Origin of the sequence: Georhizobium profundi, assembly GCF_003952725.1 — a bacterium.
GTDB lineage: Bacteria > Pseudomonadota > Alphaproteobacteria > Rhizobiales > Rhizobiaceae > Georhizobium > Georhizobium profundi.
Window position 1 is genome coordinate 71,801 of sequence record NZ_CP032509.1, and the last position, 24,446, is coordinate 96,246.

Here is a 24,446-nt window from a genome sequence, read left to right on the forward strand (position 1 = left end):
CGGAGCTGTTGGAGAAGCGGGCCGTCCGCTGTTCTAGAGGTGCTGCGGTTCGAATGAAAGCAGCGATGGGTTCAATAGTCGACGCTTGCGAAATAGAGCCCGTCGGGCGGTGCGACAGGGCCACATTTCTTGCGATCGCGCGCTTCAAGCGCAGCGGTCATGGTGTCGGCGCTCCAGTGGCCTTCGCCCACGAGCTTGAGGGACCCTGCGAAGGAGCGTATCTGGTTGTGCAGGAAGCTCTGGGCCGAGGCATGGATCTCGATCACCTCTCCGCTGCGCGCTACATCCAGCCGGTCGAGCGTGCGCACAGGGTTCTTCGCCTGGCACTGGACGGAGCGGAAGGTCGTGAAATCGTGACGGCCAACGAGGCGCTGCGCCGCTTCGTGCATGGCGTCGGCATCGAGTTGGCGGGGCACCCGCCAGGCGCGATCGCGAAGCACGGTCAGCGGCGCTGCGCGGTTGACGATGCGGTAGACATAATGCCGCTTCAGCGCAGAAAAGCGGGCATCGAACTCTTCGGTCACCAGATCGACGACAAGGATCGCGACCGCGTCCCGCGCCTTGATCAGGTGCGCGTTGATGGCATTGCGGACCGTTTCGGCAGGCCAGTCGCGCGCCAGATCCACGTGGCCCACCTGGCCGAGTGCATGGACGCCCGCATCGGTACGACCAGCGCCTTTTACGGTTACCGTTTCTCCGCTGAAGCCAAGGACCGCCGCCTCGATCGCGCCCTGAACGGAGCGGCCATTGTCCTGGCGCTGCCAGCCGACGAAGCTCGAGCCGTCATATTCGATGGTCAGCTTGTAGCGCGGCATCAGGAGAGGACCGTGCCCTTCGCGATGCGTCCGCCGCGCTGGAAGTCGTCCGCCGCCAACGGCTTTCCGCCGGCGCGCTGCAATTTCACGAGGCGTACCGCGCCGTCCGCGCAGGCAATGGACAAATCGTCATCCAGCACCGTGCCGGGCGTGCCGCTGCCTTCTACGAGGCGCGATGCCAGCACCTTCACGCGCTCGGGCTTGCCGGAAAATTCAGCTTCGAACCACGCGCCTGGAAAAGGCGACAGCCCGCGGATGTGGTTGTGGACGTCTGCCGAGGGTCTGGAGAAATCGATCCGCGTTTCCGACTTGTCGATCTTGCGGGCGTAGGTCGCGCCCTCTTCTGGCTGCGGGGTGAGCGTCAGGGTCCCCGCCTCCAGCGCTTTCATCGCGCGGGCCATCAGGCTGCCGCCGATCACCATCATGCGATCGTGGAGTTCGCCGGTGGTCATGTCGGGCTCGATCGTCACGCGCTCGGTGAGTGCCACGGGGCCGGTGTCGAGGCCGGCATCCATCTTCATCACCATCATGCCGGTTTCCTTATCGCCGGCCATGATTGCCCGGTGGATGGGAGCCGCACCGCGCCAACGCGGCAGCAGCGACGCATGGCCATTTAAACAGCCGTGATGGGGCGCATCAAGGATCGGCTGCGGCAAGAGCATCCCATAGGCGACGACGACGGCGACGTCGGGTTTCAGAGCAGCAAAAGCTGCCTGTTCCTCGGCGCTTTTCAGGCTTGTCGGCGTGCGCACCTCGAAGCCCAGGAGTTCGGCCTGCTGGTGCACAGGCGACTTGACGGGAGCCAGACCTCGACGGCCACCGGGCCGTGGCGGCTGCGTGTAGACGGCGAGGATCTGGTGCCCGTCCTGCGCCAACGCGGCGAGCGTCGGCACCGCAAATTCCGGCGTTCCCATGAAGACGATCTTCAACGGCATCGGATCACTTTCCGCAGGCGCAGCCGCCTGCCGGCCAATTCAGAGCGCCGAGGCCGGCCGCGACTTGGCGAGCTTGGTGAATTTGCGCACGACCATGTCGCGCTTCAGCTTCGAAATGTGGTCGATGAAGAGCACGCCGTTCAAATGGTCGAGTTCATGCTGGAGGCAAGTGGCGAGAAGGCCATCGGCCTCGACGGTGCGCTCGTTACCGTCGATGTCCAGGTGACGCACGGTGACCCGTGCCGGTCGCTCGACCTCGGCATAATAGTCGGGGATGGAGAGGCAGCCCTCTTCATAGACCGACCGTTCATCCGAGGATGCCAGGATCTCCGGGTTGATGAAAATCTGGGGCTGGCGGCCCTCCTCTTCCTTCGCGACATCGATCACCAGCAGTCGGCGCGGCACACCGATCTGGATGGCGGCCAGGCCGATGCCCGGCGCATCATACATGGTCTCGAGCATATCATCGACGAGCCGGCGCACGTCGCCATCGACGCGTTCGAGCGGCTCGGAGTGCTGGCGCAGCACGGGATCGGGAAGGAGGACGAGTGGCTTGATGGTCATGCCCGGCAATTAAGCATCGCCGGCTTTCTCGTCAATCTTCCGCTTGCGCAACGAGGCCTCTGGGCTTGCAGGTCACCGCGAGACCGTTAAGCCTGTTCACGTTTTGATCTGGCATGGAGCAGAAATCCGTGTAGGATTTGGGGATGGTCGACTTGTCTCTCCTCGCGCAGCCTCTCTTCACCCTCGGCGATACCGCCGTCAGCTTCGGCATGGCTGGTGCTGCGTTGCTGGTGATTCTCGCCATCCTGTGGATGTGGCGCTCCGCCGTCCGGCGTACCGAACGTGCCGAGCTCGTGCAAGCGGCGGAGGAGAGCGAGCAGCGGCTTGCCGAGATCCTCAAGGCGCAGTCGGAAATGCAGGGACGCATGGCGACCATGGCCGAGCTTTTCGGCGCACGGCAGGCGGAACTCAATCAGTCGATCCAGCAGCGGCTGGACGGCATGACGCAGCGGCTCGGCACGACGCTCACCGAGCAGACGCGCTCGACACACGAGAACCTGACGAAGCTTCAGGAGCGCCTTGCCGTCATCGACACGGCGCAGAACAACATCCAGTCGCTCGCCAAGGATGTCGTGGGGCTGCAGGCGATCCTCACGAACAAGCAGACGCGCGGTGCGTTCGGCCAGTCGCGCATGGAAACCATTATCGCCGATGCGCTGCCGATGGGCAGCTACACTTTTCAAGCGACGCTTTCCAACAATCAGCGGCCCGACTGCCTGATCCATATGCCGAATGGACAGCCCTCGCTTGCGATCGACGCCAAGTTTCCGCTCGAAGCGTGGCATGCCATCCGGGCGGCGGAGAATGCGGAAGCGGCGAAGCCGGCTGCGCAACAGTTTCGCCGTGACATGGACGTGCATATCCGAGCCATATCGGAAAAATATTTGATCAAGGGCGAGACGCAGGACACGGCGTTTCTCTTCGTGCCGTCGGAATCGATCTTCGCCGAAATCCACGAGAATTTCGAGGAGATCGTCCAACGCGCGCACCGTGCCCGCGTTGTCATCGTCTCGCCCTCGCTGCTCATGCTGTCGATCCAGGTGGTGCAGGCGATACTGCGTGACCAGCGCATGCGCGAACAGGCGCATCTCATCCAAGGCGAAGTGGCAAAGCTGATGATGGATCTGACGCGGCTCGATCAGCGCGTGCGGAACCTGCAGACCCATTTCGGCCAGACGCAGAAAGACATCGACCAGATCGTCACTTCGACCGACAAGCTCGCCAAGCGGGGAGCCCGGATCGAGGCACTGGAACTCGAGGCACCCGGTGCCGACACCGCTCAGCCAGCCGCCGAGCCGACCCAGGCGGTCGAGAGCCGCACCGGGTCATTGCGGCTGCGCGTGGTGGAAGAAGACTGACACCCCCTTGCCGGCCCAGCCGAAAAAGGCAGAGTGGCCGGCGCATTCAAGCGGGGAGACAATCAGGGCATGATCACCGTCGTCGGCTCCATCAACATGGACCTCATCGCCAATGTCGCGCGATTGCCGAAACCGGGCGAGACGCTGGCGGGCACTGCGTTTGCCACTGCAGCCGGTGGCAAGGGCGCCAACCAGGCGCTGGCCGCGCGCCGCGCCGGCGCCGATGTGGCGATGGTGGGTGCCGTTGGAGCGGATGGCTTTGCCGATGAGGCGCTCGCGCTTCTCGCCGAAGCGGGAGCCGATCTCGATAAGGTGGCTCGCGTCGAAGGCGCCACCGGCATCGCCTCGATTCTGGTCGGTGCAGAAGACGGCGACAATGTCATCGTGGTCGTCGCCGGTGCCAATGGTGAAGTTAGCGCGGATGCGGCAAAAGCGGCCGTCGACCGGATGGGCAAGGACGATACGCTGCTTCTGCAGATGGAAATACCGGCGCCTGCGATCGAAGCGGCGCTGAACGCGGCGCGCGACAGGAGCATCCGCAGCATCCTCAATGTCGCGCCCCTGACGGAGGATGCAATCACGCTCGCTCCGCTCGCCAGCATCGTCATCGCCAATGAAACGGAATTTGCGTTGCTCTGCCGTGCCAAGGACCAGTCTGCGGCCGAGCGTGAGGATGCGATGCAGGCGATGAGCCGGGACCGCGACCAGACGATCATCGTGACGCTTGGCGCCGATGGCGTGATGGCCTTTCACGAAGGCCGGATGCATCACGTGCAGGGGCTATCGATCAAGCCGGTCGATACGGTCGGCGCGGGCGACACGTTCTGCGGCTATCTCGCAACCGGGCTCGATGCCGGCCTCGATTTCGAGCTGGCGCTCCGGCGCGCGGCCGCTGCCGGCAGCCTCGCCTGTCTCAAGCCCGGCGCGCAGCCCTCGATCCCCACGGCTGTGGAGGTCGATGCCGCGCTGGCCGACACCCAGTAAGCGGGCGCTCAACCCTCGAGGCGTTCGAGGAACCAGTTGGTCAGCCTGGTCCAGACTTCATCCTTCTCGGCGAAATCCTCGACACCATGTTCTAGGTTCGGATTGTCGTTGACCTCGATCACGAACACGCCATCGTCGGTCTCTTTGAGATCGACGCCATAGAACCCGTCGCCGATGCAGCGCGCAGCACGCAGGCCCGTGTCGAGCACGAGCGGTGGCGCGGATGCCAGCGAAAAACCACGGAAGCCGCCTTCGAGCGGCTTGCCGCCGGTATCGTGCTTGATGATCTGCCAGTGTTCCTTGGCCATCAGATACTGCACCGCGAACAGCGGTTTGCCGCCAAGCACCCCGATGCGCCAGTCATAGGCCGTGGGCATGAATTTCTGCGCCAGCAGCAGGTCGGAATCCTCAAGCCAGGTCGTTGCGAGCGCCTTCAGCTCTTCGAGAGACCCCACCTTGGAGACGCCGCGCGAAAATGACGAATCCGGGATCTTCAGCACCATCGGAAATCCCAGAAGATCGGCGGCGCGCGGCAGGTCGTCTATGCCGGCAATCATCACCGTCTTCGGCACAGGGATGCCGTTTCCAGCCATCAGCTCGTCGAGATAGACCTTGTTGGTGCAGCGGATCATCGAAACCGGATCGTCGATCACCGGCATGCCTTCCTGCTGGGCACGGCGCGCGAAGCGATAGGTGTGGTTGGAGATCGACGTCGTTTCGCGGATGAAGAGCGCATCGTAGTTGGCAAGCCGCGACAGGTCGCGCTTGCCGATCGGCTCCACTTCCACGCCCATGCGCGCGGCGATCCGCGCCCAGTGCTTCAGGCTCGATATGGACGATGGTGGCAATGCCTCGTTGGCATCGACGAGGGTGGCGAAGGTGTATTTCGCCGGTGTCTTGGCCTTGGCATCGCGCCATTGCCGCCCCGTATAGCGGTTGAGGCATTCGAAGAAGAAGGCCCGCTCCTTGTCGGAAAGCTTCGTCACCGAGCCGAGCGCCACCTTCGGGATCGAGAGCCAGGCGCCATTGTCCTTGATGGTGACTTCGACGAAGGGAGCGCGGAACCAGTCGAAGACGAGGCGCGCAAAGCGCTCCAGGCGCTGGTCGGCAGTGTAGCCGAAAAAGATGTTGAGCCGGCTCGGCCGCTCGCCGGCCTTTACGCAGACCTTGTTCAGCGTGTCTTCGAGCTCGGGGACCGCGTTTTCGTAAAGCTTGCGCGCCGACAGGTCGATGATCGTCTCGACGGACGGAATCACGCGCTGGCCGCGCGCGCCGGCGAGCAGCGAGGCGTAATAGCCGCGGCTCTGGTAGCGATAGGAGCGCGCCAGGTTGATGATGTTCGGACGGGAGCCCCGAAACAGTTCCGGCCGCGCCAGGTAGTCGCGGGTCGCAAGCACTTTGTGGGAGGTCGCCGCATGGTCGATGTCGTTCATGCGCGACGACAGAATCACCCAGTTGAACATCAGGACCGTCTGCCTTTCAGAATCACCGCAGCACGCAGGTTGGAGCGGCCGAAACGGGTGATGCGATCGAATATGTCGTAGGGAACCGGCAGGTTGGATGCGTCCGACGCCGTTTCGGACGTTTTCTCTTCCACCCACGGATCATTGATAATCAGGTGCCGACCATCGTCACCATGCACGAGCACCCAGTGCGGCACCTTCTTGCCGAACATGTAATAGCCGGAGATCAGGACGATGGCCGAATGGCCCCGTTCGATCGCAGCCCGGATCGTATGCAGCGAAGCGGCAAAATTGAGGACGGGAATGGCCGCTTCTTCCACCCGGCGACGAAAATCGCGCTGGGCCAGTTCCATGACCTGGCGCTTCTCCAGGTTCCGGACCGTGTCGAGGAAAAGCACGTTGGTGTCGGTGACGTAGATCTCCGGCTCCAGCCCATAGGCATGGGCCGTAACGGCAAGGCCAAACGGTTCGCAGCCGCCCATGCCTGACATCATGAACACGGTCGTCGCCTCGCGCCAGAAGCGTATTTCCCAGACGGGATCCAGGTAATCGCGCGACACATAGCGCGCGAGCGCCATGTTCAGGCAGGCGGCACCGCAGGTAAAATCCGTCGTCTGCTCGTAGAACGGCGTCACGTAATCCTGATGCTCGTCGTCGCGCAGGCGCTTCTCAAAGCGCAACGCGCGGCTGTGGTCCTCGTAATAATTCTCGTAGACGCCGATGCGGCGATAGCCGGAGCGTTTGTAGAGCGCGATCGCCGGCATGTTGTCTTCCCGCACTTCAAGCCGCAGGAGGAAGCGGTCATGCTGCTTGGCAGCCTCTTCCGCCTTGGCCAGCAGCGTCTTGCCGGCACCCTGCCCCTTGGCGTCTGGCGCAACCGCGATGGAATAGAGCCGCGCGAGACCCGTGCCCTTGCGAAACAAAAGCATCGCGTAGCCGACGATGCGCCCGGCCTCGTTGCACGCCACGATCGTCTCGGCTGTCGGCCGGTTGATCAACGCGCGAAAGGAACGCCTTGAAATCCTGTCGGTCGTGAAGACGGCGTTCTCGATGGCGAGAAGGGCATCGATGTCGTCGTGGGTGGCGGGACGTATCCGCAGAGCGGACATAGGAATACTTCCAAAAGGTGCGCCGCGTGTGGCACGGCTGCTTTGCATGGGCCGACCTTATCACCGGCAGGCTTAGCGGCGGAATGGGCCAACCACCCGCCCATGCAAAGAAATATGATCGATCAGCGCATCATCTTCGAGACGAGCTGTGCGGTATAATCGACCATCGGAACAATCCGCGCATAGTTCAACCGGGTTGGCCCGATCACGCCCACAGCGCCGACCACACGCGCTTCGCTATCGCGATAGGGCGCAACGATGAGCGACGAGCCGGACAGCGAAAAAAGCTTATTTTCGGAGCCGATGAAGATGCGGACACCTGATCCTTCCTCGGCGAGCGTCATCAGCTGCACGAGGCTATCCTTCTTCTCCAGTTCATCGAACAGGAGCCGCAGCCGCTCGATATCTTCGCCGCCAGAGACGCTGTCGAGCAGGTTGGCACGGCCACGCACGATGAGCTGGGCGGGCTGATCCTTGCCGCTGCCCGACCAGACGGCGAGCCCCCGGGAGACGAGATCCTGGCTGAGTTCATCCAGTTCGCGCGTCAATTCGGATTTCAGCGTCTCCAGCTCGCGGCGCACTTCCGGGATCGTGCGGCCGGCGAGATGCGCGTTGAGAAAGTTCGAGGCCTCGGTCAGCTGCGACGCGGTGGTCCCGACCGGCAATTCCAGGATGCGGTTTTCAACATGGTCGTGCTCGCCCACAAGGACGGCGAGCGCGCGGGTCGGGTCCAGCCGGATGAACTCGATGTGCTTCAGCACCGTGTCGGATTTCGCCGCAATCACAAGACCCGCGCCGCGCGAGAGCCCCGACAGCATCTGGCTCGCATCGGTCAGAAGGTTCTCGACCGTCTGGTCGCGGTCGCGGTGGGTCTGGCGGATCTGCGTCTCGATCTGCACCCGCTCGTCATCGGACAGCGCGCCCGCCTGCATGAAGGCATCAACGAAGAAGCGCAGCCCCTGCTGGGTCGGCAGCCGCCCGGCCGAGATATGCGGCGCATAGATGAGGCCGAGATGTTCCAGATCGCTCATCACGTTTCGCACGGATGCGGGCGAGAGCGCCATGGGCAGGATGCGCGACAGGTTGCGCGACCCGACGGGTTCGCCCGATTCAAGGTAGGATTCGACAATGCGTCGGAAGATCTCGCCGGTCCGGTCGTCAAGCGCTCCCGAAAGCGATGATGATCCGGACAAGGAAGCCGAGCCTTGGCTCAGCTTTGGCGTCTTGGAGAAGCTGTTCACGTTGGTGGTCGACTCCGTGCCATTCGTCCTCAGATATAGTGTCTCCGCGAAGCGGACGGAAGAGAGGCGCATCCTGCGCCATCAGGCTTTTCCTTTGCAAGCGGGCTTTGCCGACGATAGAAGGCAGCCAACTTGATCAGCAGGAGCTCCCAATGCGACCTTCAGGGCGGAAGCCAGACCAGATGCGCGCCGTTTCCTTCGAGCGGAACTTCTCCAAGCATGCGGAAGGCTCGTGTCTCGTGAAATTCGGCGATACGCATGTGCTCTGCACCGCATCGCTGGAAGAGCGGGTTCCGCCATGGTTGCGCAATGCCGGTCGCGGCTGGGTCACGGCCGAATATGGCATGCTGCCGCGCGCCACCGGCGAGCGCATGCGCCGCGAGGCCGCTTCCGGCAAGCAGGGCGGCCGCACTGTGGAAATCCAGCGCCTCATTGGCCGGTCGCTGCGCGCCGTCGTCAATCTGGAAGCGCTCGGCGAGCGCCAGATCTCGATCGACTGCGACGTGATCCAGGCCGATGGCGGCACGCGCACCGCGTCCATCACCGGTGCATGGGTCGCCCTTCACGATTGCCTGAAATGGATGGAAGCGCGCAGCATGGTAAAAACCGATCGCGTGCTGAAAGACCATGTGGCAGCCGTTTCCTGCGGCATCTTGGCCAGCCAGCCGGTCATCGACCTCGACTATCTGGAGGATTCCGCCGCCGACACCGACGCCAACTTCGTCATGACGGCGTCTGGCGGCATCGTCGAGATCCAGGGCACGGCGGAGAAGGACCCGTTCTCGCAGGATGAATTCCAGACGCTGATGAGCCTTGCGCGCGCCGGCATCGACGAGCTCGTCGGCCTGCAGAAGGCTGCGATCGGAGCATGACGAACGGGCCCGCCGCACCCTCTGCCATCCTGGAATCGGCGCTTTACGCCGAGGACCTGGAGCGCGCGGAGGCGTTTTACGGCGGGATACTCGGCCTGGAGAAGATCGTGGCCGTCGAGGGACGCCACGTCTTCTTTCGCTGCGGCGCCGGCGTGTTGCTGATCTTCAATCCGCAAGCGACGCGGGAACCCTCTACGAATGCAGACATGCCGGTCCCACCGCATGGGACAATTGGCCAAGGGCATCTCTGTTTTTCCGCAAGCGCAGACGAGATCGACGGCTGGGTCATGCATCTCGCTGCAAACGGCGTCGCCATCGAGGCCGATTTCCATTGGCCGAATGGCGGCCGATCCATCTATTTCCGCGATCCGGCCGGCAACAGCCTGGAATTCGCCGAACCCAAACTCTGGGGACTGGAATGAGACGTCTGACGGAAAAAAAGCTCGTCGTCGCTTCGCACAATGAGGGCAAGATCCGCGAGATCGCGGAGCTCATCGAGCCCTTCGGCTTCGAGATCGTGACTGCGAAATCGCTGGGCCTTCCCGAACCGAAGGAAACCGGGACGACGTTCGAGGAAAATGCGGCACTAAAGGCGCTTTCCGCAACGAAGGCGACCGGACTGCCCGCACTGTCCGATGACAGCGGCCTGATGGTGGACGCGCTTGGCGGAGAGCCCGGCGTCTACACGGCCGACTGGGCCGAACGGCCGGATGGCAGCCGCGACTTCATGATGGCGATGGAAAAGGTCGAGGCGCTGCTGTCCGAAAAGGGCGCCACATCGCCCGAGGAACGCCGTGCGCGCTTCGTATCGACGCTCTGCCTCAGCTGGCCGGATGGCCATGTGGAATTCTTCCGGGGCGAGGTCGAAGGCACGCTCGTCTGGCCGCCGCGCGGCAATGACGGCTTCGGCTATGATCCGGTGTTTCTGCCTGACGGGCATTCCCGCACCTTTGGGGAAATGACGGCGACGGAGAAGCATGGCTGGGTTCCGGGTCAGGCCGAGGCGCTTTCCCACCGGGCGCGCGCCTTCAAGCTCTTCGCGGAAACAGGCCTTGCCGAACGAAATGCGTCGTGAGACGCGTTGATCATCGCGCGGATGCGTCGCGATTCGACGCAGATGGCCGCTGAACCGAAATCGTTGCGAAGACACTGGCCATGACCATCACGACCCGATTCACCGGCGATTTCCGCGCCTATCCCGACGCGGGCGATCCGGGCTTCGGCGTCTATCTCCATTGGCCGTTCTGCGCTGCCAAATGCCCCTATTGCGATTTCAACAGCCACGTCCGCCACAAGCCCGTCGACCAGAGCCGCTTCGTCGACGCATTCCGGCAGGAGATCGCCTATACGGCGGGGATGACCGGGCCGAAGACGGTCACCAGCATTTTCATCGGTGGCGGCACTCCGTCTCTCATGGATCCGTCGACCGTTGGCGCAATCCTCGACACGGTCGCGCGCAACTGGCATGTGCCGGACGGCATCGAGATCACGCTCGAGGCCAATCCATCATCGGTGGAAGCGACGCGCTTTCGCGGCTATCGCGATGCCGGGGTGAACCGCGTTTCCATGGGCGTCCAGGCGCTCAACGACGCCGATCTTAAGGTGCTCGGCCGGCTCCATGACGTCGAGGATGCGCTGAAGGCGATCCGGCTTGCACGCGAGACTTTCCCTCGGCTTTCCTTCGACCTCATCTATGCGCGCCCGAATCAGACGGTCGTCGCCTGGGAAGCCGAGCTGAAACAGGCGATCGGCTACGCGGTCGACCATCTGTCGCTTTACCAGCTGACCATCGAAGAGGGCACGCCCTTCTACGCCCTGCACAAGGCCGGCAAGCTGATCGTGCCCGATGGCGATCTTTCAGCCGAACTTTACGAGGCGACGCAGGCGATTACGGGCGAGGCCGGCATGCCGGCTTACGAGGTTTCCAATCATGCCCGGCCGGGCGCGGAGAGCCGTCACAACCTCACCTACTGGCGCTATGGCGACTATGCCGGCATTGGCGCCGGCGCCCATGGGCGGCTGACGCTGAACAGCACCCGCATCGCCACCGCTACGGAGCGCATGCCGGAGCGCTGGCTGGAGATGGTGGAAGCCCGTGGCGCGGCGCATGTCGAGATCGAGGAGCTGGAGCCCGAGGAGCAGGCCGACGAATTGCTGCTCATGGGGCTGCGGCTGACGGAAGGCATCGAAGTGTCGCGTTGGCAGGCGCTTTCGGGCCGTCCTTTCGATTCCGCGCGCGAGCGGGACCTGATCGCCAACGGCTTCCTGGAGCGGCTCGGCAACGACCGTATCCGCTGCACACCGGCCGGCATGCTCATACTCGATGCGGTGGTCGCTGATCTCGCGATCTAGGAACAATCAACTGCGCTGACCGGCCGTCTCTTCGAGACACCGATCGACGATCGCCGCGACGGGCTGATCGATATCGATCACCGTCGCGCCCTCGTCCGGCTCCGGCACTTCCAGCGTTGCCAACTGGCTGGCCAGCAGATCGGCCTTCATGAAGTGGCCTTCGCGTGTCTCAAGCCGCTGCCGCAGCACATCCTCGCTTCCCACGAGACAGAGGACACGCATGCTCCTTTCCGCTGAGCGTAGGCGATCACGGTAAGCGCGTTTCAAAGCGGAACAGGCAACCACGATCGGGGAACCTGCCGCCTTCTGCAGGGCAGTGATTTCTGATGCGATGCGATCCAACCAGGGCCCTCGCATTGCATCGTCAAGCGGCTGGCCGGCGGCCATTCGGGCGATGTTTTCAGGCGGATGGAAAGCATCGCCCTCGATCAACCGGCCGCCGATCCTGGCAGCAAGTTCAGTCGCCACGCTGGACTTGCCGCAGCCGCTCACGCCCATGACGAGGGTGACCGTGGCTTGATCCTGCATCAGCACGGCGTCAAAGTTTCGCGAGAAGCGCCTGGCGCGTCGGCTCGTCGACGAAAGCAGCCTCGATCGCAGTGCGCGTCATTTCCCGCAATTGGACATCCGACAAGCCGAACGCTTCCGACCCCAGCGCATATTCCCGAGCGAGCGACGTGTCGAAGAATGGCGGATCGTCCGAGGCCAGCGTGACTTTCACGCCCGCATCCATCAACTGTCGAAACGGGTGCGCTCCAAAGTCGGGAAAGACGTTCAGCGCAATGTTGGAACCGGGGCAGACTTCCAGCACCGTCCCCTCGTCGGCCAGCCGACGCACGAGATCGAGATCCTCTATCGCACGCACGCCGTGGCCGATGCGGCTCGGTCGAACCTCATCGAGCGCGTCGCGCACGCTTTCAGGACCGACGAGTTCGCCGGCATGAATGGTGATGCCGAGGCCCGCATCACGCGCGATGTCGAAAGCACGCGCGTAATCCGCGACGCGGCCGAACCGCTCCTCCCCCGCCATGCCGAAGCCGGTGATCAGCGGATGCGGCCTGGACGCCGCGAAGCGCGCCGCACCCTCCACGGCCTCCGCCCCCAGATGGCGCACGCCGACCACGATCATCCGGCATTCGATGCCGGACTTGTCTTTGGCGCGCGCAATTCCTTCCGCCAGGCCTTCGATATAAGCTTCCGCCGACAAGCCGGCGGTGCGGGCATGATCGGGGGAAACGAAGATTTCGCTGTAGATGGCGCCGGCCGAATCCAGTTCGCCAAGATAGGCTTCGGCGAGCAGCGCGTAATCCTCCGGCGTCCGGAAAAGCGCGGCCGCTTCGTCATAGGCTGCCATGAAGGTCGTGAAATCGTGCCAGACATACCGGTCGCCGGCAATGAAGCTGGCGGTGTCGACGCCGTAGCGCTTAGCCTGCGCCCTTGCCAGCGCCGGCGGGATGGCGCCTTCGATATGGCAATGGAGTTCTGCCTTGACCACCAGACCCGTCACAGGAACGACCGCCCATGCCTGCCGCGCGGCAGTTGCAGATGCGTGGCGATGCTTTCGCCGATATCTGCAAAAGTCGTACGCACGCCGATCGACCGCGCAATGACATCCGGCCCGAAGGCCAAGATCGGCACCCGTTCGCGCGTGTGATCGCTGCCCCGCCAGGTGGGATCACAGCCGTGATCGGCGGTTATGATCACCACATCGCCCTTCTTCAGCTTGGCCTCGATCTCCGGCAGGCGTCGATCGAACAATTCGAGCGCGGCCGCATAACCGGGCACGTCGCGGCGGTGACCGAAGAGCATGTCGAAATCGACGAAATTGGTGAAGACGAGATCGCCGTCCTCGGCATCGTCCATCGCTTCCAGCGTCCGCTCGAAAAGCGCCATGTTGCCATTGGCCTTGCGCAGATCCGTCACGCCCTGATGGGCAAAGATGTCGCCGATCTTTCCGACAGCGATGACGTCGCGGCCGGCCTCCTTCGCACGATCCAGCAAAGTCGGCTCCGGCGGCGGCACCGAATAGTCGCGGCGATTCCCCGTACGCTCGAAGGTGGCAGCACTCTCGCCGACGAAGGGGCGGGCTATGACCCTTCCGATGTTCAGCGGTGCGACGAGATCGTGCACCAGTTCGCAAAGCTTCAGGAGCCGGTCGAGACCAAAATGCGTCTCGTGGGCGGCAATCTGAAACACACTGTCGGCGGATGTGTAGCAGATCGGCCTGCCGGTGCGGATGTGCTCTTCACCCAGCCTCGCGATGATCTCCGTGCCGGATGCATGGCAATTGCCGAGGATGCCGGAAATGCCCCCTTGCTCCAAGATCTCGGCCACCAATTCGGGCGGGAACGCATCGCCTTCGGTCGGGAAGTAGCCCCACTCGAAATCGACGGGCACGCCTGCGATTTCCCAGTGGCCGGAGGGCGTGTCCTTGCCGCGCGAGGTTTCGCTGGCTGCGCCATAGATCGCGCGTGGCCGCTCATTGGTCGCGAGCGCTTCCGGCGTCGCGCCCGCAGCAAGGCGCATTGCGCGGCCAAGCCCGAGTGCTTTCATATTGGGAAGATGAAGCGGGCCTTCGCGCAGGCCCTGCCGGTCGCCCGCGCCCATGGCGCAGAACTCGGCGATGTGACCGAGCGTATCGGCGCCCTCATCGCCAAACGCCTGGGCATCGGGAGCGCCGCCGATACCGACGGAATCGAGCACGAACAGAAATGCGCGCGACATGGAACACCTTCTTCAAGACCAGGCTTCGGAGAGGTTCCATCGCCAGAATGGTCAAGTCATGTCAAGCGCAGGCGCTTAGCGCTAGCAGGAGCAGGTGACGCGTTCGCCGATGCGGGGGCGCAGATGATAGGTCTTGGCCATGTCGATACCGGTCATCGTCTGCCCGGTGATCGGGAAAGACGTGATCATGTCGTGCCGGTAATCGATCTCGCTTCGCAGCAGAAACGTGTTCGCGATCTTCAGATTTTCCGGAATGTCGACGACGGAGCCGACCGTGTATGCCGCCTCGCCATTGCCGCCATTCGGCTTCCAGGACCATTCGACCTTGGGCACCAGATCCGTGCCCACCCAGATGCCGGTGATCTTCATCGCCACCGGCGTGGGGTCATAGGGCGACATGATGCTTTGGGCGACCGTGTTCATGCTCTTCAGCTTGTCACGCGTGACCGACTGTTCCTGCGTGATCAGGTCGGCAACCGTGCTCGAGGCGCGTGCCAGCTTCTTGTTGACCGACATGGCGACCGACACTTCGACGGCACCGATATAGAGCACGATCATGACCGGCGCGATGAAGGCGAACTCAATGGCGCCAACACCTGACCGATCACCGCGTAACCGGCGCAAGAGGCCGCGAAACGTCGTCTTTGGCGCAGTGCTCATCTCAATACGCCTCGTTCTGGAATGCGGAGGTCCCGACGATCAGGTAGTCGGTGGGCATCGACCCATCTTCGGGCCGAATATTTGTGATGTACGGACGTATGAGGTCTGTGATGATCGGCCAGCGATAGAAGGCGCGCACCATGTTGATCGAACCTGCGCCGCCCGGCGCATAACCGAAATTCGCCGTGTCCAGATCGCCATAGGCGCGGTTGTCTTCACGCGGAATTCCGACCGGAATGTTGGAAAAATTAGAGAACGACCGGATGTCGAGATAAAGCTTGTCGGTGTCGCAGGAGAGCATGATCTCGATGCGTTCGCAGAAGGCTTCGCGAAATTCAGCTGCGTTCATGTCAGTCGGCAGATTGGCGCCAGCCGTGATCTGACCGGTGCGCAGCTGTCGGCCGATATCGTCGACGGCATTGTCGAGCACCTGCTCCGCCGCATAGGCGATGCAGGATTCGATGATGGCGAAAAGCAACATGAAGAACGGGATCGCGAGCATGGCGAACTCGATCGCGACCGCACCTTCATCGGAACGGCGGAACGTACGCCCTTTCAGACCAAGGCGTCTGAACACGCCTTTGCGCCCTGTCGATGCTGTCATCATGGCCCCCGCAGCTGCCCTTTCGTCATCAAAAGGATTAGCGCAAAGGCCTTTACAATCCGTAATAGGAACCGCTCGAATCCAGCGCAACTGCCCCGGATACAGGCGTTTCAGCAGCTAAATTGGGTCAGTTGACCGCAGCGGCGGCCTCGGATGGACGCTCGCAGGTGGGCGAGCAGATCAGGGTCGAAGGCTCGGTGTTGCGGTAGACGCGCAACTGGTCCGTGCCATCCCGCGCGACGACGATCCGTTCGTCGACGAGGGTCGTGCCTTCGGTGTCGATGATGACGAGGTTCGTCACGCCGAACGATCTGCCGGTGACGACAATCGTCTGAGGATCACTAACCGTAACATCGGCGATGTTAGGGTTTCCGATGATGACCTTGCTGACAGCGCGGTCGAGCTTCAGCACACGCGCGTAGTCCATGAACACGCGGATGTTCTCGGCCGTGGCCGGGAGGGTCGATACGGCGCCGAACCCGACAAGGCTGCAAAGTGCAATGAGACCCGATCTGGCGGCACGCTTCATCATCTTGGTCGACCCTTCAAGGCTGATCTGGAAGGCGCCATCGTTCCGCCTCCGCATGGAACGCGCGTCGGCGCCCATATGCCAAGATTGAACGAGAATGGTGAATGAAGGCTTAAAGCGGCCCGCTATGCACAGTTTGAACTTTAACGATCACCGACTGCACTTGTTAACCATCGGGGCGGGATGGTGGCGGCAAGCTTTCGGTAACCCTGTTTCTTAAGTGGATCGCAATGGCCCACACGTAGATTAGCGTCATCCGATCAACACGGCAGAACACGTTGACGGCAAATGCTGAATTTCACGGTGGAGCAAGGAGTAGTAAGATGAAAAACCTTATCGCACGTTTCATGAAGGACGAGTCGGGTGCAACGGCCATCGAATACGGCCTGATCGCAGCTCTGATCTCCGTCGGTATCATCACTGCAGTCAGCACTGTTGGTAACAACCTCGAGACGACGTTCAACAGCATCTCGAACGGCCTGACTCAGTAAAACTGACGTCAGTCGCATCATTCCAAAGCAAGCCGTCCGAATTTCGATCCGGGCGGCTTTACGTTTCGGGCCATCGACCACAAACGGAGCGCGATCAATGCTCACAGCAGCTATTCTCGTCATCTTTCCGCTCTGCATGGCTTATGCGGCGTTTACGGATTTGTTGACGATGACGATCGCAAACCGCGTGTCGTTGCTGCTGATCGTTTCCTTTTTCTGCATCGCGCCGATGGCGGGCCTAGGCCTCCACGAGATCGGCAATCACGTGGCGGCGATGCTTGTCGTCTTCGTCATCTGCTTCGGCCTTTTCGCTGCCAACACGATGGGTGGCGGCGATGCCAAGCTTTTGTCAGCCAGCGCGCTCTGGTTCGGGCTAGGCACCGAACTGATGACGTTCATGATCCTCGTCACCGTGGTCGGTGGTCTTCTGTGCCTCTTCATCCTCAAGGCGCGTAGCCCGGCTGGCATATACATCATGTCGCGCATTCCGCTGACGCATAATCTCACCGCCGCGCAAGGCGTGCCCTACGGGATCGCGATCGGCGCTGCCGGGCTCATCACCTATCCCGACACGGCGATCATGCAGCAGGTCATGGCGCAGCTTGCGGCCGGCTGAGGCCGCTCTAGCAAGGTTTGGTTAACTACGCTTGTAAGCATCACGTTAACCTTAATTACACCAATAGCCGACATTCTCCGCAGAACAGACAGTCGTGTTCCGGGGAATCACCATGAAGCCTGCCCGCCTCGTCATACTTACCGTGGCCGTTGCCGCGGCTGGCCTCGCCGGGTATCTGGCGATGACGCTGAGCGCGCCGCAGCCCGTCACCGAGCCAACCATTCAGCAGGTCACCGAACGCATCGACGTGACCGACGTGCTGGTCGCCAATACCAGCCTGCCGATCGGCACCCGCATCAGCGAAGAGGTGATCGAATGGCGCGAATGGCCGACGAGCGGCTTGACCGAAGGTTTCATCACCCGCGACGAACGCCCTGACGCATCGACCGAGCTAGCAGGCGCCGTGGTCAGATTGCCGGTTTTCGATGGCGAGCCGCTGCGCGCCGAGAAGATCGTCGATTCCTCCTCGCGCATCATGTCGTCGCTGCTGCCGTCCGGTAAGCGCGCTGTCGCAACCGACATTTCCGTATCGACCAGCGCCGGCGGCTTCATCCTGCCGAACGACCGCGTCGATGTCGTCATGGTGCGGCGCGGGGAGACAGACAACTATCTGACCGAAGTCGTGCTCAGCAACATCCGCGTTCTGGCGATCGACCAGACGATCCAGGAAAACGAGGACGGCAGCCGCACGGCGATCGGTTCGACCGCGACGCTCGAGCTGACGCCTGAGCAGACCCAGGTCATCGCGGTCGCCCAGCAGATGGCCGACCGGCTGACACTCGCGCTGCGCAGCGTCGCCGACGTCCAGCAGCCCGACACGACATTCGCAGAACATCTCTTGAGCGGTGCGAGCGGCGCTGACGCGATCCAGCTCATCCGCTCCGGCGCCATCACGAGCGTTGGCCAGTAAGACTTAAACGGGGGCAGACCACAGTGCTGACATCCAAGACATTTCGCCCGACCGCCCGCACGACCCGTTTGTCGACGGCTTTCGCGCTGATCCTTCTCACCGGCGCGGCGACGCTCGGCAATCCCTTCGACGGCTTCCAGGTCGCGACCGCTCAAGCGCAGGAAGCGAACATCATTCGCATCGCACAGGGCGGTGCCGGCGTTTCCAAGCGCGTCGGGCTCGGTCTCAACAAGGCGGTGGTGATCGATCTGCCGAGCCAGGCGGGAGACATCCTCGTTGCCGACCCTTCCATCGCCGATGCGGTCACCCGCACATCCACGCGGCTCTATCTCTTCGGCAAGGCAGTCGGCCAGACCAACATCTTCGTGTTCGGGCCGAACGGCGAAGAGGTGGTCACGCTCGAACTCCAGATCGAACGCGACATTACCGGGCTGCAGCAGCAGCTCGCACGCTTCATTCCCGACAGCGACATCAATGTCGAGATCATCAACGACAACATCGTGCTGAACGGCTCGGTGCAGACGCCGCAGGACGCGCAGCGCGCCAGCCAGCTCGCGCAGATCTTCCTGACGGGCGGTGAAGCGACGACCCGCAACCTCACAGCCGTTGGCGATGGCGGCGATGCCGCGATCTTCGCCGAAGACCGCCAGGTCTCGCAGATCGTGAACCTCTTGACGATCCAGGGCGAAGACCAGGTCACTTTGAAAGTCACCGTCGCGGAAGTCAGCCGCCAGGTTCTCAAGCAGCTCGGCTTCAACGGAACCACCTCGGGCACGAGCGGCGCCTTCTTCGGCCAACTCAGCCAGGGCCTCGGCAGCAATCTCGAGCAACCGCCGATCGCCGGGCTCGGCAGCTCGATCGGCGGAACGATCGGCAGCGTCAATCTCGCATCCCAGCTCAACGCGCTCGAACGATCCGGCGTGATGCGCACACTTGCCGAGCCGTCGCTAACAGCGATTTCTGGCGAGGCTGCTTCTTTCTTCGTCGGCGGCGACTTCCGTCTCGTCGAAGACATTACCGTCACTCCGGCCGATGCCAACAATCCGGCTCGCCAAAGCTACTCGATCGGCGAAGTGCAGTACGGCATTGGCCTCGACTTCACGCCACTGGTCCTGGGACCGGGCCGCATCAGCCTCAGGGTCCGCACGGAAGTGTCGGAACCCACCTTCGAAGGCAGTGTCGGAAATCAGGCCGGAACGCTGCTCGGCATTCGCCGACGCGAGGCACAAACCGCCGTGGAACTGCCTTCAGGCGGCTCGATCGTGATTGCCGGCCTCATCCGCGACGATATCCGGCAGGCCATGTCGAGCGTGCCTGGAGCGTCGAGCATTCCAATCCTCGGCACGCTCTTCCGCAGCCGCGATTTCCAGCGCAACGAAACCGAGCTGGTGATCATCGCGACGCCCTATCTCGTGCGTCCGGTGGCCCGCAACGAGCTTGCCCGTCCCGATGACAATTTCAACGCAGCAAGCGACGGCGCCGGCTTCTTCCTCGGTCGCGTGAACCGCGTCTATGGCCGCGCCGACACCAATCTGCCCGATGGCCGTTATCACGGCGCCGTCGGCTTCATCTACAAGTAAGCGCGGGGGCTTCCACCATGACCTTGAAGGCACGATCACCTTACATCAGCCTCCGCACCGTGCGCAGCGCCCTTCTGGTTGGCCTTGCCACGACGCTTGGCGCCTGCGCCAATGTGCACCACATCGAAGTCGGGGCGGTGCCCGACGATTATCGCACCAACCATCCGATCATCGTCAGCGAGCAGGAGCGCACGATCGACATTCCGGTCGCCTCGGGCGATCGGCGCATGACGCTCGGTGCACGCAGCGCAGTCCGCGGCTATGCCAATCGTTATCGCGACACAGCTTCGGGCGCGATCACGATCCTGACGCCACACGGCTCCATCAATTCGAACGCCGCTTCGATCATCGCCAACGACATCCGTTCCGAGCTGGTGGCGCAAGGCGTTCCCGGCGGCAACATCATCGTGACGGGCTACCAGGCCAACACCACGGGCGATGCGGCCCCGATCCGCCTTTCCTATTACGCGACGGCCGCCTCGACAGGCGAGTGCGGACGCTGGCCGGAAGACATTCTCGCCAATGGCAACGAGAACAAGCACTACGCCAATTTCGGCTGCGCGACGCAAAACAACCTCGCTGCCCAGATCGCTGATCCGATGGATCTGATCGCGCCGCGCGGCTCGTCGCCGATCGACGCGGAGCGCCGCGGCAATGCGATCCGCGACTACCAGGCAGACGGCGCCGGCCTTTAAGCAGCGACGCCGGCCAGTGATTTGAGCCTTGGGGGCAAAACGACGATGAACGACAGCGGCATTGAAGGACGGGGCGAGATGAGCGAGAGCGACATCGCACGCGGACAGATCGACAAGCTGAGGCCGCTTCCGCGGATCTCCATCCAGGCTTTCTTCGAAACCGAAGGCCTGCTGCGGACGATCGAGCGCTGTGGCGAAGATCGCCGCATGGCCAAGGTCAATCTTCGGGTGAACAAGGGCGGGCTGCCGGCTGCGATCAACATGTTCGCGTCGCATCCGACCCCCAATCTGATCATCCTGGAATCGGATGGCGACCGGGCAACGCTGCTTGGCGAACTCGAGCAACTCGCAGAGGTTTGCGATGCCTCCACCAAAGTGGTCATCGTCGGACACCAGAACGATGTCGGCCTTTACCGCGAGCTCATCCGCAACGGCATTTCCGAATACATCGTCGCTCCGGTATCGCTTGCCGACCTGATCGGCGTCATCACCGCGATCTTCGTCGATCCCGAAGCAGAGCCGCTCGGCCGCACCATCGCCTTTGTGGGCGCAAAGGGTGGTGTCGGATCATCCACCATGGCGCACAACTGCGCTTTTGCGATCTCGAACCTCTTTTCCGAGGAAGTCATCCTCGCCGATCTCGACATGCCCTTCGGCACGGCCAACATCAATTTCGATCAGGACCCGCCCCAGGGCATGTCCGAGGCAGTGTATTCGCCAGAGCGGCTCGACGACGTGTTCCTCGACCGGCTCCTCGCCAAATGCTCCGAGCGCCTTTCGATGCTTGCCGCACCTTCGATGCTCGACCGCACCTATGATTTCGACCCGTCGGCCTTCATGCCCATGGTGGAAGTGGTGCAGCGCAGTGCGCCCGTGGCCGTTCTGGATGTCCCCCACATCTGGACCGACTGGGCGCGCAATCTGCTCTCATCGGTCGATCAGGTGGTCATCACGGCGGTGCCGGATCTCGCCAATCTGCGCAACACCAAGAACATGCTGGACGTGCTGAAGAAGATGCGGCCGAACGATCAGCTGCCGCATCTCGTGCTGAACCAGGTGGGCTTGCCCAAGCGCCCCGAAATCACGCCAGCCGATTTCTGCGATCCACTCGGCATCGAGCCGATCGCGATCCTCCCATTCGAAGCGGCGCTCTTCGGATCGGCGGCAAACAGTGGCCGCATGATCAGCGAGATCGACGCCAAGTCTGCCACGGCCGAGACGATTTCGCAGATCGCGCATGTCGTCACCGGACGCGCGGAAGCGAAGAAGCGCAAGAAGTCCGGCTTGCCGGACCTCATGTCGCTGCTCGGCAGGAAAAAAGCGGCACGCTAGTCGGTCCCCAGACCGCCCCACACGTGCGGCCAGCGAATTGAAGAACGGAAAGATCGATGTTCGGCAAAAGAGGCAAGGACGGATTTCAGCGCCCCCAGGTGCCGGTAGAGCAGATGCCGCCATTGGCTCCGGAAAGCCTGCGGCCGGTTGCCGACGAGCTTGAGCTGGCAGGCGCCGAGCCTGCTGGCCAGGCTGCCGATGCGATGCAGGCCAGAGCGCCGACGCCTCCGCCGGTGCTCGAAACGCGCACCAAGGTGGCGCCACCTCCGCCGGCACCGGAGCGCAAGCGCCCCCGCAAGACGGATAATTACTACGACACCAAGAGCCAGGTTTTTGCCGCGCTGATCGATACGATCGATCTGTCGCAGCTTGCCAAGCTCGATGCCGAAAGCGCGCGGGAAGAAATTCGCGACATCGTCAACGACATCATCACGATCAAGAATTTCGCGATGTCGATCTCCGAGCAGGAAGAACTGCTCGAGGACATCTGCAACGACGTGCTCGGCTACGGCCCGCTGGAGCCGCTTCTCGCCCGCGACGACATCGCCGACATCATGGTCAATGGCGCCGGGCAGACCTTCATCGAAGTCGCCGGCAAGGTGGAAGAGTCGGAGATCCGCTTCCGCGACAACTCGCAGCTCCTGTCGATCTGCCAGCGCATCGTGAGCCAGGTCGGCCGTCGCGTCGACGAAAGCTCGCCGATCTGCGACGCGCGCCTTCCCGACGGCAGCCGCGTGAACGTCATCGCGCCACCGCTCGCCATCGACGGCACCGCGCTGACAATCCGAAAATTCAAGAAGGACAAGCTGACGCTCGATCAGCTGGTCAAGTACGGCACGATCACGCCGGAAGGCGCGACGATCCTGCAGATCATCGGTCGCGTTCGTTGCAACATCGTCATCTCCGGCGGTACCGGCTCGGGCAAGACGACGCTGCTCAACTGCCTGACGCGCTATATCGACCGCACCGAGCGGATCATCACCTGCGAAGACTCCGCCGAACTTCAGCTGCAGCAGCCCCATGTGGTCCGTCTCGAAACCCGCCCGCCGAACATCGAAGGCGAAGGCGAGGTGACGATGCGCGACCTCGTCAAGAACTGCCTGCGTATGCGCCCCGAGCGGATCATCGTCGGCGAAGTCCGTGGACCGGAGGTGTTCGACCTTCTGCAGGCGATGAACACCGGTCACGACGGTTCCATGGGCACCATCCACGCCAACACGCCGCGCGAGTGCCTGGCACGTATGGAATCGATGATCGCCATGGGCGGCTATACGCTTCCCGCACGCACGGTGCGCGAGATGATCGTCGGCTCCGTCGACGTCATCATCCAGGCATCGCGCCTGCGCGACGGTTCGCGCCGCATCACGCACATCACCGAAGTCATCGGCATGGAAGGTGACGTCATCATCACCCAGGACCTGGTGAAGTTCACCATGGACGGCGAAGACGCCAATGGTCGCATCATCGGCGCGCATAAATCGACCGGTATCGGCCGCCCCTATTTCTGGGATCGTGCGCGCTACTACAACGAGGAGAAGCGCCTCGCTGCCGCTCTGGATGCGATGGAACGGGAATAGGGAAGGCGACGCTCGTGTTCGGTTTGGACCCGCAAGTTCTGCTCATCGTTCTGCTCGTCGCGGTGGCCGCTGCGGGGCTATCCTATGGCGCGCTTTACTCGCGCTTCGAGAACGAGAAGAAGGCGCAGGTCCGGCTGAAGCGGGTGCGCGCGGCTGAAACGGACCAGAATGCCGTGCGTGTCGCGCGTGACCGCGTCAACGAAGCTTCGCGCCGCCGCAAGACGATCGAGAACTCGCTGAAGGATCTCGAAGACAAGCAGAAAGAGAACCAGAAAACCTCCAAGTCGCCGCCGCTCAAGGTGCTTCTGGTTCAGGCGGGTCTCTCAATTACCCCGCGCCAGTTTTACCTGATGAGTGCCGCGCTCGGCTTGCTGCTCGGCTTCGTCACCTTTGCAGCGGGAATGCCGCTTCTCGTCGTGGCGGGCGTGACGTTTGCCGCCGGTTTCGGTGTGCCGCGCTGGATCGTCGGTTACATTCGCTCCAAGCGCTTCAAGGCCTTCCTCAACGAATTTCCGAATGCGCTCGACGTCATGGTGCGCTCGATCAAGTCCGGTCTGCCGCTCAACGACGCGATCCGCCTGATCGCAGCCGAAGGCCAGGAGCCGGTGAAGAGCGAGTTCCGCCGTATCGTGGAAGCCCAGCAGCTCGGCCTCTCCGTACCGGATGCGGTCGCCCGGCTTTACAACAGCGTGCCACTACCCGAGGCAAGCTTCTTTGCCATCGTCATCGCGATCCAGGCGCAAGCCGGCGGCAATTTGTCTGAAGCCCTTGGCAACCTTTCCAAGGTCCTGCGCGACCGCCGGAAGATGAAGGCCAAAGTTCAGGCCCTGTCGATGGAAGCCAAGGCATCGGCTGCCATCATCGGCGCCCTCCCCTTCATCGTCGCGATCCTCGTCTACCTGACGTCGCCCGATTACATGATCGTGCTTTTCACCGATCCGCGCGGCCAGTTCATCATCGGCGTGTCGGCCGTCTGGATGACGATCGGGGTTCTCGTCATGCGCAACATGATCAATTTCGAAGTCTGAGACGGGG

The 24,446-nt window shown here is 62.7% G+C and carries 26 protein-coding genes; 14 read left to right on the forward strand and 12 right to left on the reverse strand.

All coding sequences use genetic code 11. From position 1 onward, the window contains the following. Positions 1-71 precede the first annotated feature (71 nt). From truA to def, 3 genes are read right to left on the reverse strand one after another with little or no spacing between them, the layout of a single operon-like run. Positions 72-815 (reverse strand): tRNA pseudouridine(38-40) synthase TruA, encoded by a 744-nt coding sequence (gene truA, locus D5400_RS00370; RefSeq protein WP_126006576.1) that lies wholly within the window; start codon positions 813-815, stop codon positions 72-74. After that, positions 815-1,750: a methionyl-tRNA formyltransferase gene (gene fmt / locus D5400_RS00375; protein ID WP_126006579.1), complete on the reverse strand. Its 936-nt coding sequence runs from the start codon at positions 1,748-1,750 to the stop codon at positions 815-817. The genes truA and fmt overlap by 1 nt, the downstream gene beginning before the upstream one ends. A gap of 39 nt (positions 1,751-1,789) precedes the next feature. Further along, on the reverse strand, positions 1,790-2,314 hold the full coding sequence (def, locus tag D5400_RS00380; protein WP_126006581.1) for a peptide deformylase: 525 nt from the start codon (positions 2,312-2,314) through the stop codon (positions 1,790-1,792). Between the two features lie 209 nt (positions 2,315-2,523). On the opposite strand from def, the gene D5400_RS00385 reads away from it, so the two are divergent. Both D5400_RS00385 and D5400_RS00390 read left to right on the forward strand, forming a co-directional pair. Beyond that, positions 2,524-3,672: a DNA recombination protein RmuC gene (locus tag D5400_RS00385; RefSeq protein ID WP_425364942.1), complete on the forward strand. Its 1,149-nt coding sequence runs from the start codon at positions 2,524-2,526 to the stop codon at positions 3,670-3,672. Between the two features lie 69 nt (positions 3,673-3,741). Then, positions 3,742-4,656, forward strand: coding sequence for a ribokinase (locus D5400_RS00390; RefSeq protein WP_126006585.1), 915 nt, complete (start codon positions 3,742-3,744; stop codon positions 4,654-4,656). 8 nt (positions 4,657-4,664) lie between these two features. On the opposite strand, the gene D5400_RS00395 is transcribed toward D5400_RS00390, so the two are convergent. From D5400_RS00395 to hrcA, 3 genes are all read right to left on the reverse strand, one after another. Continuing rightward, entirely contained in the window at positions 4,665-6,119 is a 1,455-nt protein-coding gene (locus D5400_RS00395; RefSeq protein ID WP_126006588.1) for a RimK family protein, read from the reverse strand. Continuing rightward, positions 6,119-7,228: a GNAT family N-acetyltransferase/peptidase C39 family protein gene (locus D5400_RS00400; protein WP_126006590.1), complete on the reverse strand. Its 1,110-nt coding sequence runs from the start codon at positions 7,226-7,228 to the stop codon at positions 6,119-6,121. The genes D5400_RS00395 and D5400_RS00400 overlap by 1 nt, the downstream gene beginning before the upstream one ends. Positions 7,229-7,350: 122 nt before the next feature. Then, positions 7,351-8,421 (reverse strand): heat-inducible transcriptional repressor HrcA, encoded by a 1,071-nt coding sequence (gene hrcA / locus D5400_RS00405; RefSeq protein ID WP_245451383.1) that lies wholly within the window; start codon positions 8,419-8,421, stop codon positions 7,351-7,353. 200 nt (positions 8,422-8,621) lie between these two features. Between hrcA and rph the strand changes: the two genes are divergently transcribed. The 4 genes from rph to hemW all read left to right on the forward strand — a co-directional run bounded on the left by rph (position 8,622) and on the right by hemW (position 11,693). Then, on the forward strand, positions 8,622-9,341 hold the full coding sequence (gene rph, locus D5400_RS00410; protein ID WP_126006595.1) for a ribonuclease PH: 720 nt from the start codon (positions 8,622-8,624) through the stop codon (positions 9,339-9,341). Next, positions 9,338-9,763, forward strand: a complete 426-nt coding sequence (locus tag D5400_RS00415; RefSeq protein ID WP_126006597.1) for a VOC family protein — start codon at positions 9,338-9,340, stop codon at positions 9,761-9,763. The genes rph and D5400_RS00415 overlap by 4 nt, the downstream gene beginning before the upstream one ends. Next, positions 9,760-10,416: an RdgB/HAM1 family non-canonical purine NTP pyrophosphatase gene (gene rdgB / locus D5400_RS00420; protein WP_126006600.1), complete on the forward strand. Its 657-nt coding sequence runs from the start codon at positions 9,760-9,762 to the stop codon at positions 10,414-10,416. Before D5400_RS00415 ends, rdgB begins: the two co-directional genes overlap by 4 nt. A gap of 80 nt (positions 10,417-10,496) precedes the next feature. Continuing rightward, positions 10,497-11,693 carry a radical SAM family heme chaperone HemW gene (gene hemW / locus D5400_RS00425; RefSeq protein ID WP_126006602.1) on the forward strand — a complete coding sequence of 399 codons (1,197 nt, stop codon included), beginning with the start codon at positions 10,497-10,499 and terminating at the stop codon, positions 11,691-11,693. Positions 11,694-11,699: 6 nt separating this feature from the next. On the opposite strand, the gene D5400_RS00430 is transcribed toward hemW, so the two are convergent. The 6 genes from D5400_RS00430 to D5400_RS00455 all read right to left on the reverse strand — a co-directional run bounded on the left by D5400_RS00430 (position 11,700) and on the right by D5400_RS00455 (position 16,213). Beyond that, a complete protein-coding gene (locus tag D5400_RS00430; RefSeq protein ID WP_126006605.1) occupies positions 11,700-12,221 on the reverse strand; it encodes a gluconokinase in 522 nt (173 codons plus the stop codon). 10 nt (positions 12,222-12,231) lie between these two features. Beyond that, positions 12,232-13,200, reverse strand: a complete 969-nt coding sequence (locus D5400_RS00435) for an adenosine deaminase (RefSeq protein ID WP_126006607.1) — start codon at positions 13,198-13,200, stop codon at positions 12,232-12,234. Further along, complete coding sequence (locus D5400_RS00440) at positions 13,197-14,417, reverse strand: phosphopentomutase (RefSeq protein WP_126006609.1); 1,221 nt, start codon at positions 14,415-14,417, stop codon at positions 13,197-13,199. Before D5400_RS00440 ends, D5400_RS00435 begins: the two co-directional genes overlap by 4 nt. Positions 14,418-14,498: 81 nt before the next feature. Beyond that, a complete protein-coding gene (locus D5400_RS00445) occupies positions 14,499-15,077 on the reverse strand; it encodes a TadE/TadG family type IV pilus assembly protein (protein ID WP_126006611.1) in 579 nt (192 codons plus the stop codon). Position 15,078: 1 nt separating this feature from the next. After that, entirely contained in the window at positions 15,079-15,684 is a 606-nt protein-coding gene (locus D5400_RS00450) for a TadE/TadG family type IV pilus assembly protein (RefSeq protein ID WP_126006613.1), read from the reverse strand. A 124-nt stretch (positions 15,685-15,808) separates the two neighbouring features. Continuing rightward, positions 15,809-16,213: a pilus assembly protein N-terminal domain-containing protein gene (locus D5400_RS00455; RefSeq protein ID WP_126012530.1), complete on the reverse strand. Its 405-nt coding sequence runs from the start codon at positions 16,211-16,213 to the stop codon at positions 15,809-15,811. 320 nt (positions 16,214-16,533) lie between these two features. On the opposite strand from D5400_RS00455, the gene D5400_RS00460 reads away from it, so the two are divergent. The 8 genes from D5400_RS00460 to D5400_RS00495 all read left to right on the forward strand — a co-directional run bounded on the left by D5400_RS00460 (position 16,534) and on the right by D5400_RS00495 (position 24,439). Further along, a complete protein-coding gene (locus tag D5400_RS00460; RefSeq protein ID WP_126006615.1) occupies positions 16,534-16,701 on the forward strand; it encodes a Flp family type IVb pilin in 168 nt (55 codons plus the stop codon). Between the two features lie 97 nt (positions 16,702-16,798). Continuing rightward, positions 16,799-17,317 carry an A24 family peptidase gene (locus D5400_RS00465; RefSeq protein WP_126006617.1) on the forward strand — a complete coding sequence of 173 codons (519 nt, stop codon included), beginning with the start codon at positions 16,799-16,801 and terminating at the stop codon, positions 17,315-17,317. A 112-nt stretch (positions 17,318-17,429) separates the two neighbouring features. Then, entirely contained in the window at positions 17,430-18,227 is a 798-nt protein-coding gene (cpaB, locus tag D5400_RS00470; RefSeq protein WP_126006619.1) for a Flp pilus assembly protein CpaB, read from the forward strand. A gap of 23 nt (positions 18,228-18,250) precedes the next feature. After that, positions 18,251-19,807, forward strand: a complete 1,557-nt coding sequence (locus D5400_RS00475) for a type II and III secretion system protein family protein (protein WP_425364895.1) — start codon at positions 18,251-18,253, stop codon at positions 19,805-19,807. Between the two features lie 17 nt (positions 19,808-19,824). Further along, positions 19,825-20,502, forward strand: coding sequence for a CpaD family pilus assembly protein (locus tag D5400_RS00480; RefSeq protein WP_126006621.1), 678 nt, complete (start codon positions 19,825-19,827; stop codon positions 20,500-20,502). 78 nt (positions 20,503-20,580) lie between these two features. After that, positions 20,581-21,834, forward strand: coding sequence for a CpaE/TadZ family protein (locus D5400_RS00485; protein ID WP_245451386.1), 1,254 nt, complete (start codon positions 20,581-20,583; stop codon positions 21,832-21,834). A gap of 56 nt (positions 21,835-21,890) precedes the next feature. Continuing rightward, positions 21,891-23,411, forward strand: coding sequence for a TadA family conjugal transfer-associated ATPase (locus tag D5400_RS00490; protein ID WP_126006625.1), 1,521 nt, complete (start codon positions 21,891-21,893; stop codon positions 23,409-23,411). A 14-nt stretch (positions 23,412-23,425) separates the two neighbouring features. Beyond that, positions 23,426-24,439, forward strand: a complete 1,014-nt coding sequence (locus D5400_RS00495; protein WP_126006627.1) for a type II secretion system F family protein — start codon at positions 23,426-23,428, stop codon at positions 24,437-24,439. Positions 24,440-24,446: the final 7 nt, after the last annotated feature.